This window comes from Pseudomonadales bacterium (genome assembly GCA_013215025.1).
In the GTDB taxonomy this organism is placed as follows: Bacteria; Pseudomonadota; Gammaproteobacteria; order Pseudomonadales; family DT-91; genus DT-91.
Genome location: JABSRR010000018.1, coordinates 1 through 12,776, shown reverse-complemented (window position 1 = coordinate 12,776; position 12,776 = coordinate 1). Strand labels below are relative to the sequence as shown.

At 45.8% G+C, this 12,776-nt stretch carries 15 protein-coding genes; 7 read left to right on the top strand and 8 right to left on the bottom strand.

The annotated features are described in order from the left end of the window. Nucleotides 1–34: 34 nt before the first annotated feature. Entirely contained in the window at nt 35–772 is a 738-nt protein-coding gene (locus tag HRU21_02480; protein ID NRA41156.1) for a DUF3108 domain-containing protein, read from the bottom strand. Between the two features lie 675 nt (nt 773–1,447). Here HRU21_02480 and HRU21_02475 point away from each other — a divergent pair. Further along, nucleotides 1,448–3,127, top strand: a complete 1,680-nt coding sequence (locus HRU21_02475; GenBank protein NRA41155.1) for an FAD-dependent oxidoreductase — start codon at nt 1,448–1,450, stop codon at nt 3,125–3,127. A gap of 122 nt (nt 3,128–3,249) precedes the next feature. On the opposite strand, the gene HRU21_02470 is transcribed toward HRU21_02475, so the two are convergent. The 5 genes from HRU21_02470 to HRU21_02450 all read right to left on the bottom strand — a co-directional run bounded on the left by HRU21_02470 (nt 3,250) and on the right by HRU21_02450 (nt 8,000). Next, on the bottom strand, nt 3,250–3,480 hold the full coding sequence (locus HRU21_02470; GenBank protein NRA41154.1) for a hypothetical protein: 231 nt from the start codon (nt 3,478–3,480) through the stop codon (nt 3,250–3,252). 131 nt (nt 3,481–3,611) lie between these two features. Next, the gene (gene hisA / locus HRU21_02465) at nt 3,612–4,370 is read right to left on the bottom strand and encodes a phosphoribosylformimino-5-aminoimidazole carboxamide ribotide isomerase (protein NRA41153.1); all 759 of its coding nucleotides are present in this window, start codon (nt 4,368–4,370) and stop codon (nt 3,612–3,614) included. Between the two features lie 23 nt (nt 4,371–4,393). Then, on the bottom strand, nt 4,394–5,212 hold the full coding sequence (locus HRU21_02460; protein NRA41152.1) for a divergent polysaccharide deacetylase family protein: 819 nt from the start codon (nt 5,210–5,212) through the stop codon (nt 4,394–4,396). A gap of 92 nt (nt 5,213–5,304) precedes the next feature. Further along, entirely contained in the window at nt 5,305–6,456 is a 1,152-nt protein-coding gene (locus HRU21_02455) for a peptidoglycan DD-metalloendopeptidase family protein (GenBank protein NRA41151.1), read from the bottom strand. A 2-nt stretch (nt 6,457–6,458) separates the two neighbouring features. Next, nucleotides 6,459–8,000: a 2,3-bisphosphoglycerate-independent phosphoglycerate mutase gene (locus HRU21_02450; GenBank protein ID NRA41150.1), complete on the bottom strand. Its 1,542-nt coding sequence runs from the start codon at nt 7,998–8,000 to the stop codon at nt 6,459–6,461. Between the two features lie 107 nt (nt 8,001–8,107). Here HRU21_02450 and HRU21_02445 point away from each other — a divergent pair, with 107 nt between their 5' ends. Genes HRU21_02445 through secB form a run of 3 tightly spaced genes read left to right on the top strand, consistent with a single transcriptional unit; the run spans nt 8,108 to nt 9,320 of the window. Further along, on the top strand, nt 8,108–8,515 hold the full coding sequence (locus HRU21_02445; GenBank protein ID NRA41149.1) for a rhodanese-like domain-containing protein: 408 nt from the start codon (nt 8,108–8,110) through the stop codon (nt 8,513–8,515). 54 nt (nt 8,516–8,569) lie between these two features. Beyond that, nucleotides 8,570–8,827 carry a glutaredoxin 3 gene (gene grxC, locus HRU21_02440; protein NRA41148.1) on the top strand — a complete coding sequence of 86 codons (258 nt, stop codon included), beginning with the start codon at nt 8,570–8,572 and terminating at the stop codon, nt 8,825–8,827. 37 nt (nt 8,828–8,864) lie between these two features. After that, complete coding sequence (gene secB, locus HRU21_02435; GenBank protein ID NRA41147.1) at nt 8,865–9,320, top strand: protein-export chaperone SecB; 456 nt, start codon at nt 8,865–8,867, stop codon at nt 9,318–9,320. A gap of 62 nt (nt 9,321–9,382) precedes the next feature. Here secB and trmL read toward each other — a convergent pair whose 3' ends face one another. Together trmL and HRU21_02425 are read right to left on the bottom strand one after the other, a co-directional pair. Next, entirely contained in the window at nt 9,383–9,847 is a 465-nt protein-coding gene (trmL, locus tag HRU21_02430; GenBank protein NRA41146.1) for a tRNA (uridine(34)/cytosine(34)/5-carboxymethylaminomethyluridine(34)-2'-O)-methyltransferase TrmL, read from the bottom strand. Further along, on the bottom strand, nt 9,844–10,731 hold the full coding sequence (locus HRU21_02425; GenBank protein ID NRA41145.1) for a DUF3187 family protein: 888 nt from the start codon (nt 10,729–10,731) through the stop codon (nt 9,844–9,846). Before HRU21_02425 ends, trmL begins: the two co-directional genes overlap by 4 nt. A gap of 166 nt (nt 10,732–10,897) precedes the next feature. Between HRU21_02425 and HRU21_02420 the strand changes: the two genes are divergently transcribed. The 3 genes from HRU21_02420 to dapF all read left to right on the top strand — a co-directional run. After that, nucleotides 10,898–11,014, top strand: coding sequence for a lipoprotein (locus HRU21_02420; protein ID NRA41144.1), 117 nt, complete (start codon nt 10,898–10,900; stop codon nt 11,012–11,014). A 65-nt stretch (nt 11,015–11,079) separates the two neighbouring features. Continuing rightward, entirely contained in the window at nt 11,080–12,336 is a 1,257-nt protein-coding gene (gene lysA, locus HRU21_02415; protein ID NRA41143.1) for a diaminopimelate decarboxylase, read from the top strand. A gap of 10 nt (nt 12,337–12,346) precedes the next feature. After that, on the top strand, nt 12,347–12,776 hold a 430-nt coding region (gene dapF / locus HRU21_02410), incomplete at its 3' end, for a diaminopimelate epimerase (protein NRA41142.1).

Here is a 12,776-nt window from a genome sequence, read left to right as displayed (position 1 = left end):
TATGATTATTCTCTTGTCGTTGTATGATTAAGCTTTACTGGCTTAAAAAATTGAAGGCTGAAAGCTCAGCATTAAACTTTTTTTTGTCTCTGTCAAAGTGCACCATTTTGACAGGTTGATACTGATGATCAACGGAAAACCACATCACAGTTCGTCGCTTTTTTTTATCACGCACAACCTGGTAGACAACAGTATTAAAGGCTTGATCTTTAATTCGAATAGTTTCTTGACGTATGAACTCAAAATAATGGCGCTTTATTTTATTACTTTCGAGAATCATATAGCTTGGTGATTTACTACCCTTACGAAGGTCTAGGAATAACTGTAGCTGCGCGGTTAAGGCATCTTTAACTTGAGCGTGGTAGTCAAATTCTTGAAAGTCGTCACGGGCACTGGATTTAATAATCCCTGATTCGACATCAAATACGATTTCATCAAGATAGTCTTTACCAGTGCCCTCACGTTTGTGCTGATAGTGGTTAGGGACTGCTTGCCCGTTAATAATATTGAGTTCGCTGCTGACCTCGCGCCGATCGGAGAAAATCAAAAATTGCATCTCGCTATGAAAAGAGAACGCATATAAACCTGAGGGCTTGCGACGCAGATGATACTCACCCTCACCTAATTTGAAGTCACCGTAGTAAATAGCATATTCTGCATCAAAATCTTTTAGCTGTGCTGCAAATGCTGCTGAGCTGAGGGCGAATAACGTCGCCGTTTTTAACAAGGCTACTAAGGCAACTATTAAGCCTCGGTATGATGTTTGGCGCATTAGCGCATGCGTGATTACGTTGTAGGTCATATAATTTTAAAGTTATCCAAACTGTGCGGTTTAGCGTTGTAAGATCAATCTGTCTCCCATTATAGTGCTTATCCTAAGCTGCTAAAGCTTAACGCAGCAAAATCAGAGCAATCAAACACTGTAGCTGATCGTTGCGACCTAAAATATTGCGATGCTTACAAAGGGTATCTCAATAGCCTAGTGCAATGCGAACTCACGAGGTATTGGATGGCATGTTAAAATCTATTAATGCAGCCATTTAGTGCAGCAAGCTGTTCGACATCTAAGATCGCTGATCTGTAAGGGGTGATAAGAAAAAATGAAATATAGAGAGATAAATAGCCGTCGCTAAGTACACGTTAATACAGAAGAAAAGGTAAATTAAAGCCCGAGTATAAGCTTAAAAAAAGAAAAGCCGGCATTCCATGCCGGCCCTTGCGTTCCAGGTCAAGTTCCATTTGTGTCGCACCCTGCGATCAGCTCCTAACAAGATCCCTCTATGCAATCCATGCATGAGTTATTATCCATAGCGCTAGTCTAATCGACAGTCGAGAACGGACGTATTTGTTGTAGGAAATATCTTACATGCCTATGCTATCGATAAGTCTCGCTATCCATTATACTGCGTATCATAGAAAGAATAATGATTATGGTATCGAGGAATTCATGAAAGATAATTATGACGTCATCGTAGTCGGTTCGGGCGCTGCGGCGTTCACTGCAGCATTAAGCTCGGCCAAGCAAGGCGCCAGTGTGGTCATGTTGGAGAAAGGTGAACATTGGGGTGGTACGAGTGCTAAATCGGGTGGCGGTTTATGGATCCCAAATAATCAAAATATTGCCAGCGCCGGCGTCAGCGATAGCCCTGAAGACGCATTTACCTATATGCGTGCCGTCATCCCTGAGCATGAAGTCGATGATGAAACCATTAAAAACTATATTGAATTTTCGCCGCAAATGTTGGCCTATATTGAAGCCAATACTGAGATTCAATGTACGCCAGTGGCTGGTTATGCAGATTATTACCCCGATGTGCCGGGCTGGAAAGCAGGTGGTCGCACGATGGATCCTTCGCCTGTAGATGGTCGCAAGCTTCCACCAGAAATGCTTGCGACGCTGGTTGACTCGCCTAGAGCGTCGAAAGCCTTCAGCAAGTTTCAAATGAGTATTCTTGAAGGGGTGCAAATTCTGGCGAAGACCCCGGGTTGGGTTAGCATTTTTATGGGTATTATTTTTGGCTATTACAAAGATATTGCTGCGCGATTAAAAGGTTTGCCTGATCGACGTTTATGTCAGGGCAATGGTTTGGTCGCGGGCTTATATCTTGCCGCTATGGAAAATGGTGTTGAGTTATTTACCGCGTCTGCAGTGACTGAATTACTCTTTGATAATGACCGTGTGACTGGCTGTGTTGTCAATGGTAAAACTATCACGGCGAATAAAGCTGTGGTGATTGCTGCAGGTGGTTTTGAGCATAACCAAGCCATGCGAGAAGCGTATTTACCGCAGCCAAGCCAAGCGGCACATTCCTCTGGGGTGAATACCAATACCGGCGACCTGATTCTGGCGGCGAAAGATATTGGTGCAAAGCTTGGCAATATGCGAGAAGCGTGGTGGGCGCCGACCGCGATGACGCCATTTGGTCCTACTGTGCTGTTTTCTGAAAAGTCTAAGCCGGGCCTGATTATTGTTGATAAGCAAGGCAAGCGATTTATGAATGAATCGATTACCTATAATTCCTATGGCGATTGTTTTTATGGTGCTGCCGATAAAGGGCATGAGGTATTTCCTGCCTATTGCATTCTTGATGCGCATTACCGCAAAAAATATATGTTTGGCGGTGTTATTCAAGGCGAGGCAATGCCAGATAGCATGAGTAAAGCCATGATCGGTGACGATAAAATGTTAATTAAAGCCGATACTATTGAGCAGCTGGCCGAAAAAATTGACGTTGATGTTGAGGGTTTAAAAGCCACAATGGCGGAGGTGCAAGCCATTGCGGCATCGGGTGTTGATCAGGATTTCGGTCGAGGCAGTGATGCACATGATGTCATGTATGGCGATCCAGAGGTTAAGCCTAATGCATGTTGGGGCCCTATGGATCAAGGTCCATATTATGCAACGCGCTTATTACTCGGTGATATAGGCACCAAAGGTGGCTTAGTTGTCAATTTACACGGCCAGGCTGTTAATGAATCGGGTCAAGCTATTGATGGTCTTTATGCTGCAGGTAATAGCAGCGCATCGATCATGGGCAGTAAATATCCAGGTGCAGGATGTACATTAGGCCCTGCAATGACGCTGGCTTATAAGGCTGCACACCATCTCATGGGTAACCCACTGTAATAATAAGGCTTTAGACGTAATAGGATAAATTGCGCGAGCTAATAAGGTAGTGGCCGATCAACGATGATCGGCCACTGAGAGACTCAAGGCCTAAATGGGAGAGAAGGCCTTGAAGCTAAACTTTAGGCGACGGCATAGATCTTATAAAACTGCTGCACATCGATCGCATCGGCGCCTTCAACAAATTCGAGATAATCATTCAGGCACATAGCAGCCTCAGCGTGGCTTTCAAAAGGGCCAAGCTCAACCCCTTCACTGGTCATTAAAAACCACTCGCCCTGACGTTGTGAAAATCGACTTCTACGCATGCCATTAGCTGTAATCAACGGTGTTTGGTCTTGAAAAGATGACATCGAATTTCCTGATATATTTAATAAAAACATATGTTTAAGTTAAATACTTAAATTCGATTATAGATAAAGAAGTGATAAAGACAATACTTTATAACAAAAAACTAGAATTTATTTTATAAAAGCACTGTAAATTACTGATTTTTATTGAATTCTATGCATTCTGTAAGACTTGCGCCCTGGCCACCAAAAATATCAAGTGCACTGCCTATGGTGAGATCAACCCGCTGTTGCGATAGCTTACTCACCAGCCTTAAGTCTGCAATACTCCTCGCACCGCCGGCATAAGTCATGGGTATATGACTGTGGCGGCCAAGAAAGCTCACTAAGCGTTGATCAATCCCAGCCTGTAAACCTTCGACATCGGCGGCATGAATCAGAAATTCGGCGCAGTGCTCGCTGAGTGCTTGCAAGTTTTCCACAGATAGCTCAGTGGAAGTAATGGTTTGCCAGCGATTGGTTGCAATATACCAGCTGTCCTCAACTTTGCGACAGCTGAGGTCGAGCACCAGATGCTGTTTACCAATTTCACTGACTAATTGCTCAAGCCGAGACCAGGAGAACATGTCGCCCTCAAATAACCAGGAGGTCACAATAACATGTGAGGCACCGGCTGCTAGATAGTCGGCAGCATTCTCGAGCGTCACGCCGCCGCCATATTGTAGTCCCTGAGGCCATGCTTTAAGTGCAGCTAAGGCTTGCTCTTGATTACCTTGCCCAAGAGAAATGACATGGCCACCGCAGAGTTGATGTTCTCTATAAAGTTCGGCATACCAAGCAGCATCGTGCTTGCTAACAAAATTCGTCTTCGCGCCATTATCATTAAGGCTGCCGCCGACAATTTGTTTGACTTGACCTTGATGAATATCAATACAGGGGCGAAAAATTGTCATAATGCTTCGGCTTAGGTTGCTTGCTATGGATTGCTGGCAAGAGTGTTATCGGTTTTAAAATTAAGCAGCTTGGAGATATGAATTAAATCAATATTATGTTGTTGTAGTTCTGGCAGGCGCTGCTCTAAAATATTCAAGGTTTCTTGGTAAGGGTGGCCAATGGCAATCGCGTAACCTTGTAGCTGTGCCAGTCGAATTAATTTGTCAAACTGACGGCTAATCGCGAGTTCTGAGACGTCATTATCGAGAAATATATCACGTTTACTGGTAACAATGCCCAGTCGTCTAGCCGTTTGATAAGCAACCGACTCACCATGGGTAACGCTATCAATAAAATACATATTTCTAGCTGCCAGTATTTCCATTACCCACTGCATGGGTTGGCTCTGTGTGGTGAGTTTTGAACCCATATGATTATTGACCCCAACAGCATGCGGAACACTGTCAATGCTCTGATTCAGCGTGCGTTTAAAGTCAATTTCACTGAGCTGTTCAGTTAGTCCACCAGGGCCCAATTTTTTATCGTGATGATTGCTCATTGGTGCATGCAAAATAATTTCTTTGCCGGCGGTGAAGCCCGCTTTTGCCAAGCTGACTGCGCCGGGTGTCTTGGGCAAAACCGCTAGAGTCAGTGCGCCGGGTAAGTTTACCGTGCGCTGGCCAAGTGGAATATTATAGCCAATATCGTCGATGATGATGGCAACTCTTGGTTTTAGCGATTGTAAGGTGAAGCGATAGCTGCGCTTTGTATCTGCGGCAGTAGGAGTGTCGACGTTCGCTAGCAGACTGATAGGCAAAATAAAAAAAGCAAAAACGATGATACTTAGAAGTGTGTGTGGCATGGCTATAGGTGTATTTAAATTATAAGGCCATTATGCCAGTGACCGCTATCTAAGCAAGTGTGCATGTTAGGCATTGTGTAACATTGTGCAAGTTAGCGTGATTTAAGCCACTTTTTTGGGTTTTCTGGTTTACCTGCCTGCCGTATCTCGAAATAAAGTTGCGCGCGATCAAGGCCGCCGCTATTGCCTAGCGTGGCTATTTGCTCACCTTGGCTTACCCATTCGCCAACATCTTTCATCAGGCTTTGATTGTGTGCATAAAGGCTCATAAAGCCCTCGCCGTGATCAATGATGATTAAAAACCCCTTACCTCTAAACCAGTCTGCAAAGATGACTTGGCCATAATGAATTGCATTAATGCGTTGTCCCAGGTCTGCATAGAATATATCGCCTTCATATTGTAATGCGCTATTTTGATAAGACTTGCCATATAAGTTTTGATATTTGCCCTTTACCGGCCAAGGCAGTTTTTTTCGCATGACTTTAAAAGGTTTAGTATCTGCAGGCAGCTTGATCTGCATCACGGCGATTTCGACTTCAGCTAACAATTTTTTTAATCGCTGTTGATCAAGTTGCAGCTGCTTGAGCTTGTCGGTCTCACTTAAAATATTGCGATTTAGATCGCTAATAATCTGTTGGCGCTGCTTAAAATCGGCATTCAATTGTTTTTGTTGGCTGACTAACGCAGCTTTGCTGGCGAGTAAGTTTTCGGTTTCTTCCGCAAGGGCGGGCTTGATGGCGTTAATTTCGCTGACAGTTTTCTGGTAAGCCTGCATAGCGGCAATGCGCGCTTTGTTAAAATAATCCGCGTAAATGAGCATGCGACTTAACTGTGCTGGGTCTTGTTGATTTAATAAGAGTTTGATGCGTTTCTCGCGACCCAGTTTAAAACTGGTTTGAATCTGCTCGGCTATGCGTTTTTCCTGCTGTCGCTGTCTTTGAAGCAGTTGCGTTTGCTGTGACTCAAGTCGTTTAAGCTCGGACTGCTGTTGGCTAATTTGCTGCTCTAGGCTTTTAACTTGCTTGCTGGCTTGAGCAATCGAGATTTCGGTCGTTTTGAGTTGACTCTGTTGCTGCTCGAACTGTTTCTGCTGCTCAGCAATGATGTTCTTTTGCTGGGTAATTTGCTGGTCGATCTGTTTAAGATCGGCATGGCTTGCAGATTCTGCAAAGCAGAGTGATTGCGAAGCAATGCACACTAGTAGCAGCGTCAGGCGTTGCCAGTTTGCCTGCAAGCCAGTCAAAGCTAAAACTTGAGCAAATTTTGGCCCGTCATTTCATCGGGCTGTTCAAGTTGCATGAGGGCTAATAAGGTTGGAGCCACATCGGCTAATTTTCCCGTTGTCGCGCAAAATGCTGCATGACTGTGCTCGCCGACGTAAACCAAGGGCACCTTTTCAAGCGTGTGTTGGGTGTGCGGTTGATTGGTCTCATAGTCAAGCATTTGCTCGCAGTTGCCGTGGTCGGCAGTGATCAGGCAGTTGCCGCCGACGGCCAATACGGCCTCAGTTACTTGCTGCAAGGCAGTATCAATCGCTTCGACCGCCTGCACCGCAGCCTCATAGACACCAGTGTGGCCAACCATATCACCGTTCGCATAATTGCAGATGATGCAGTCATATGCGCCTGAATGTATCGCGGCAACCAGTTTTTCAGTGACTTCAGGTGCGCTCATTTCAGGTTTTAGGTCGTAGGTGGCAACGTCAGGTGAGGGGATTAATTCACGTTGCTCGCCATCAAATAAAGCTTCTTGTCCGCCAGAGAAGAAAAAGGTCACATGCGCATACTTCTCGGTTTCAGCGATGCGAAGCTGCGTTTTATGTTGATCGCTCAGGTATTGGCCAAGTACATTGTTGAGGCTTTCAGGTGCGAAGGCAACCGGAGCATCAATATCGTCGGCATATTCTGTTGTCATCACAAAGTCGGTTAGCGGCAATCGTGCGCCGCGAGCAAAGCCGTCGAAACTATCACTGACAAAGGCTTTGGATAATTCTCGCGCGCGATCAGCGCGAAAGTTCATGAAGATCACGGCGTCGCCTGCGCTAATGGCGGCACCATCTGTGAGTGCTGTTGCAGCGACAAATTCATCATTTTCACCGCGCGCGTAGGCGGCTGCCAGCCCGGCTTTAGCATCACTGGCGCTAAACTCAGCTGATAATTCGGTCATTAAGCGGTAGGCAAGTTCAACGCGATCCCAGCGATTATCCCTGTCCATCGCGAAGTATCGCCCAATTATAGATGCGATAACTGCACCGTTTTGGTCGCACACTTGTTGCAGCTCGGCTAGATAAGCTTCAGCGCTTCGAGGGGCTGTATCACGGCCGTCTAAGATTGCATGGACGTAAATAGATGTTGCGCCTCGTTGCTTAGCCATTTCAATCATGGCAAAAATATGTGCCTGGTGACTATGCACGCCGCCGGGTGATAATAAGCCTGTGATGTGGACTGCCTTACCAGCTGCAACGGCGTGATCAATGGCTTGACAGTAGGCGTGGTTGTGAAAAAACTCGCCTTCAGCAATCGCTTTGTCAATGCGGGTGATATTTTGATAGACCACACGTCCAGAACCAAGGCTCATATGGCCCACTTCTGAGTTGCCCATTTGCCCATCCGGCAACCCAACAGCCAGGCCAGATGTGGCTACTTGGGTATGTGGGTGCTCACTTATAAGTTTATCCCAAGTTGGCGTTTGGGCATTTAAAATGGCGTTATCGGCTTTTTCCTGGCGCTCACCCCAGCCATCTAAAATCAATAATACGTTTGGCTTTTTCGCAGGCGTTGTCATCATTTAAGCGTTGTCTTGCAGAGCAGAATTTAAAAAAGAAATATTCTACCGAAAAGTGCATTCTTTGGCCATTACCGTATAATGCGCAAGCTTACAAAGTAAGGTGTTTTATGTTCTTAGAGTTTATACTTGAGCAGTACATTCTGGTTGCTGCACTATTGTTTTCGGTTTTTCTGTTATTCAAACACGAGTCGCGAAAAGGCGGCGCTGCGATCTCACCACAGCAGCTTGCAAGTTTGGTGAATCAAGAAAACGCCGTGGTGCTGGATATCCGAGAAGGTAAAGATTTTCGTGCTGGTCATATCACTGAGTCATTGCATATTCCTTTAAATGAGTTTCAGTCTAGGCTTTCTGAGCTGAATGACTATAAGCAGAAGCCGATCGTTGTCGTTTGTAAAATGGGTCAGTCATCGGGTACTGTTGGCAAGCAGCTGCGGGCAGCAGGTTTTGAGCAAGTCTTTAAACTGTCTGGCGGCATCAGTGAGTGGCAGGCGTCAAGTATGCCGTTGGTGAAGTAATCGCCTCAACGAGCCAGCGGATTCATTACACCTGCAGTAAAGAGAAGTTTATCCATGCCTAATATTGTTATCTATACCACTCGGTTTTGCCCTTTTTGCGTTCGAGCAAAACAATTATTGACGGCTAAGCAGCTTTCGTTTGATGAAATTGCTGTCGACGGAAAAGCGGAGTTACGCCGAGAGATGACGGCTAAGGCCGGAGGTGTGCACACCGTGCCACAAATCTGGGTTGGTGATACCCATATTGGTGGCTGCACCGAATTAATCGCAGCTGAGCGTTCAGGTCAGCTTGATAAGCTGTTGCAAGCCTAAACAGCGCTAAATTAGCTATACAGAGTCAGGAAAAATCATGGCAGAACAAAATTTCGCAATTCAACGCATTTACTTAAAAGATGTATCATTTGAGACCCCAACGGGTGCAGAGGTTTTTAAAACCGCTTGGAAGCCAAAAGTGCAATTGGATATGAATACACGCACTGAAAAGCTCGATGATACTTTATTTGAAGTTACTCTTACCTTTACCATTACTGCCAAGCTGGAAAATGAGCAAGTCGGTTTTTTATGTGAAATTCAACAGGCGGGTATCTTCCAGTGCCAGGGCTTTAGCCAAGATCAGCTGCGTCAGCTGCACGCTGTCAACTGTCCAGATATTCTTTTCCCTTACGCCCGTGAAACGGTTGATGCCTTAGTGACGCGTGGCAGTTTTCCTCCACTGATGTTGGCACCAATGAATTTTGATGCCTTATTCCGGCAGGCTATGGCGAAGCAAGAGCAGCAAAAAGCCGCCGATGCGACCATTAATTAAGTGACGCTGATTGGCGGTTGCCGCATCGTACAGCGTTGCTTGAATAAAACAGTTGGTAAGTACTAACTATAATTAAAGTCCAGCTGTCGCCAAGCTTCTAAGCATACTATCGCTACGGAGTTCGAAAGGTTTAGGCTGCGGCTGTTAGCGGCCATCGGAATGGTGAGTAGTTCACTGAGCGCAGTGTGCTCACGAATGCTTTCAGGCAGCCCGCGAGTTTCCGGGCCAAATAACAGTACATCGCCACTTTGATAGTGAATATCGGTATAGGCTTTGCTGCCCTTGGTGCTTAAACCAAAAATACGTTGGCCCTCAACCTGTTTAAGAAAGCTCTGATAGTCTGCATGGCGTTGAATATCGGTAAATTCGTGATAATCGAGCCCAGCTCGGCGCAGCTTTTTGGTATCCATGTCGAAACCCAGCGGCTCAATCAAATGGAGTACACTGCAGGTATTTGCACATAGGCGAATGATATTGCCAGTATTGGGTGGAATTTCTGGCTCGAATAAAGCGATATGAATAGTCATTTAGCGTGAATGTCGAATGATTTATTGATTGAGAATAAAAAGCTGATATCGGGCGATGATTCAACAATAATATCCTCTAAAAAAGCAGCCTGAAACTGATATTCTTGCCCGCTATATTGGTAGCTTATCGAGGCAGTGGCAGCATCATTAAAAAAAGCTTGTTCGTATAACTCAGCTGCTGATTTATACAGTCGGCTGTGCATATCAAGTTGAAAGTTAATGCTATGTCGTGCGGTAATTTTAGCTTCTAAAGCAGCGCTTAGCTGAGCGACAAAGTCGGCCTTGTTGTCATTAAGCCAGCTACGCTCGCCTACCCACACCACACCGTATTGCGCATGCCAAGCAAAGTTGGCAACTGGCCAGCTGTGACGCAGGGCAATCGCAAGGTCGGTACTGCCGCTACCAAACTCTTGTTCGGATTCGGTCGGCAGTTTTATTTGTGAAATCAGTGAATGTTGAGGGTGAAAATGATATCGCGCTAGAAGTCTCGTGTCGCCGAGGCCGCTGCTGGGGGAGTCAAATAAGTAGTTTTTATCGCCGTCTATAGCAATGCTGAATTGATTTTGTTTAACAAACTCTCGGCCGCCATTTGGCATGCCGAATAAGTCGTGAAACCGCTCGATTGAGCTGTCTAAAAAGCCCCGGCTATAGGCAAGCAGATTCAACTGCAGGGCAAACTCGAATTGTTGTCGTTTTAAGCGGTAAAAGACTTCGGTGTTGTAACTCTCAACATCAATACTGAGGCCAGTGTTTTCAGCATCGAGTATAAATTGATTGCTTATGACTTGCTGAAAATGCAGTTGCTGTTGCGCTGCAATAGTCCCAGTGTCTGGCTGCAGGCCAATCATGCCGATACCTTGCCCAATCACGCTGTAATTTCTCACAGTTAAGCTCGCTAGCGCCAACTCAGGGGTGGCCAGTAGCAATATCGTGCAAATTCCAATAAAGCGCTGCCTTGCGCAGGTCAGTTTAGTTATAATGGCTAAAATTTTCTTATCCTTACTACAATGGTTTTTACGTTAACCTCGTTTGCCTATGTCATACCTGATCATAAAGCGCACTTGCTGGCTCATTGGTATAAGCCTGGTGCTACAAGCTTGTGGGCAAACAGGCCCGCTGTACTTACCGCAACCGCAACCGGAACCCGATAAAGTCTCGGCAAAGTAATGTTTGGTTTTGTGCCTCAAACTTAGTTTATTGTAAACCTTTGCCTATAGATTCGTGAAACAGATATGTCATCTTTTGAGTATAGAAACCAATCCCTATTTATAGAAAATATGCCTGCCTCTGAGCTTGCCAAGCAATTTGGAACGCCTGCATATATCTATTCACGCGCGGCTTTCGAGGCACATTTTAATGCCTATGCTGAGGCTGTTTCGGACGATGACTTGATATGCTATGCGGTAAAAGCCAACTCAAATATTGCGGTACTGAACATTCTGGCGCGCCTAGGTGCCGGATTTGATATCGTTTCACAGGGCGAGCTTGAGCGCGTGTTGGCAGCAGGCGGCAACCCAGAAAAAATTGTCTTTTCAGGCGTCGCTAAAACAGAAGCTGAAATGGCGCGGGCACTTGAGGTGGGTATCCACTGTTTTAATATTGAGTCGGCGGCAGAATTAGAGCGATTGGCAGCGGTGGCCGAGTCTATGAAGATGCCGGCGCCGGTGTCTATTCGGGTTAACCCCGATGTTGATGCGAATACCCATCCATATATCTCAACTGGACTCAAAGAGAATAAATTTGGGGTGAATTTTGATGACGTGCTGGCGGTTTACCAGCGCGCAGCAGCGCTATCATTTATTGATGTTATTGGTGTTGATTGTCATATTGGTTCTCAATTAACGGATGTTGAGCCATTTCTTGATGCATTGGACAAAGTGCTAGAATTGGTCGATCAGCTGTCCGCGTTAGGGATTGGTCTTGAGCATATTGACTTAGGTGGCGGCATCGGTGTTGTCTATAAAGATGAGCAGCCGCCAAACATTGCCGATTATATAACCCGAGTAAAGCAAAAACTTGATGCTAGAAATTTATCGCTAGTGTTAGAGCCAGGCCGATCTATTGCTGCTAATGCGGGTATTTTATTAACCCAAGTCGAATACTTAAAGAGTAACGGCGATAAGCATTTTGCGATTATTGATGCGGCGATGAATGATATGATTCGTCCATCCCTGTATAGCGCCTGGATGGATATGCAGCGCATTGAACGCGCGGATGATGGTAAAGAACGACTGCAGGCTGAATTCGATTTAGTTGGTCCAGTTTGTGAGACAGGCGACTTTTTGGCCAAAGATAGGCAGCTGGCGTTAACCTCGGGTGACGTGCTGGCGCAATTTTCTGCCGGTGCTTATGGTTTTACAATGGCATCAAACTATAACAGTCGACCCAAAGTGGCTGAGGTAATGGTCGATAAGGATTCAGCGTATTTGATACGCGAGCGCGAGACGATTACCGATCTCATGCGCGGAGAGTCGTTGTTGCCAATATAGGGCTTTTATTATGATGCTTCGGTTTACCAAGATGCACGGCATTGGTAACGACTTTATTGTTATCGATGCTGTTACACAAAGCTTTCGTGCAGAGCCGGCACAAATGCGGCAGTTGGCTGATCGACATTTTGGCATAGGTTGCGATCAAATATTGATTGTCGAGCCACCAGAGCTGCCACAAAATGACTTTCGCTATCGCATTTTTAATGCCGACGGCGGTGAGGTTGAAAATTGCGGCAACGGCGCGCGCTGTTTTGCGCAGTTCGTGCGCGAGCGCGGTTTGAGCGGACAAAACGTATTACGTGTTGAGACCGCTGGCGGTGAGATCATTTTATACTTTGAAGCCGAAGGTATTCGAGTTGACATGGGTCAGCCTGTGTTTGAGCCAGCCAATATTCCTTTTCAAGCAGAGCAACAGCAGCTCTCGTATCCCGTCACTG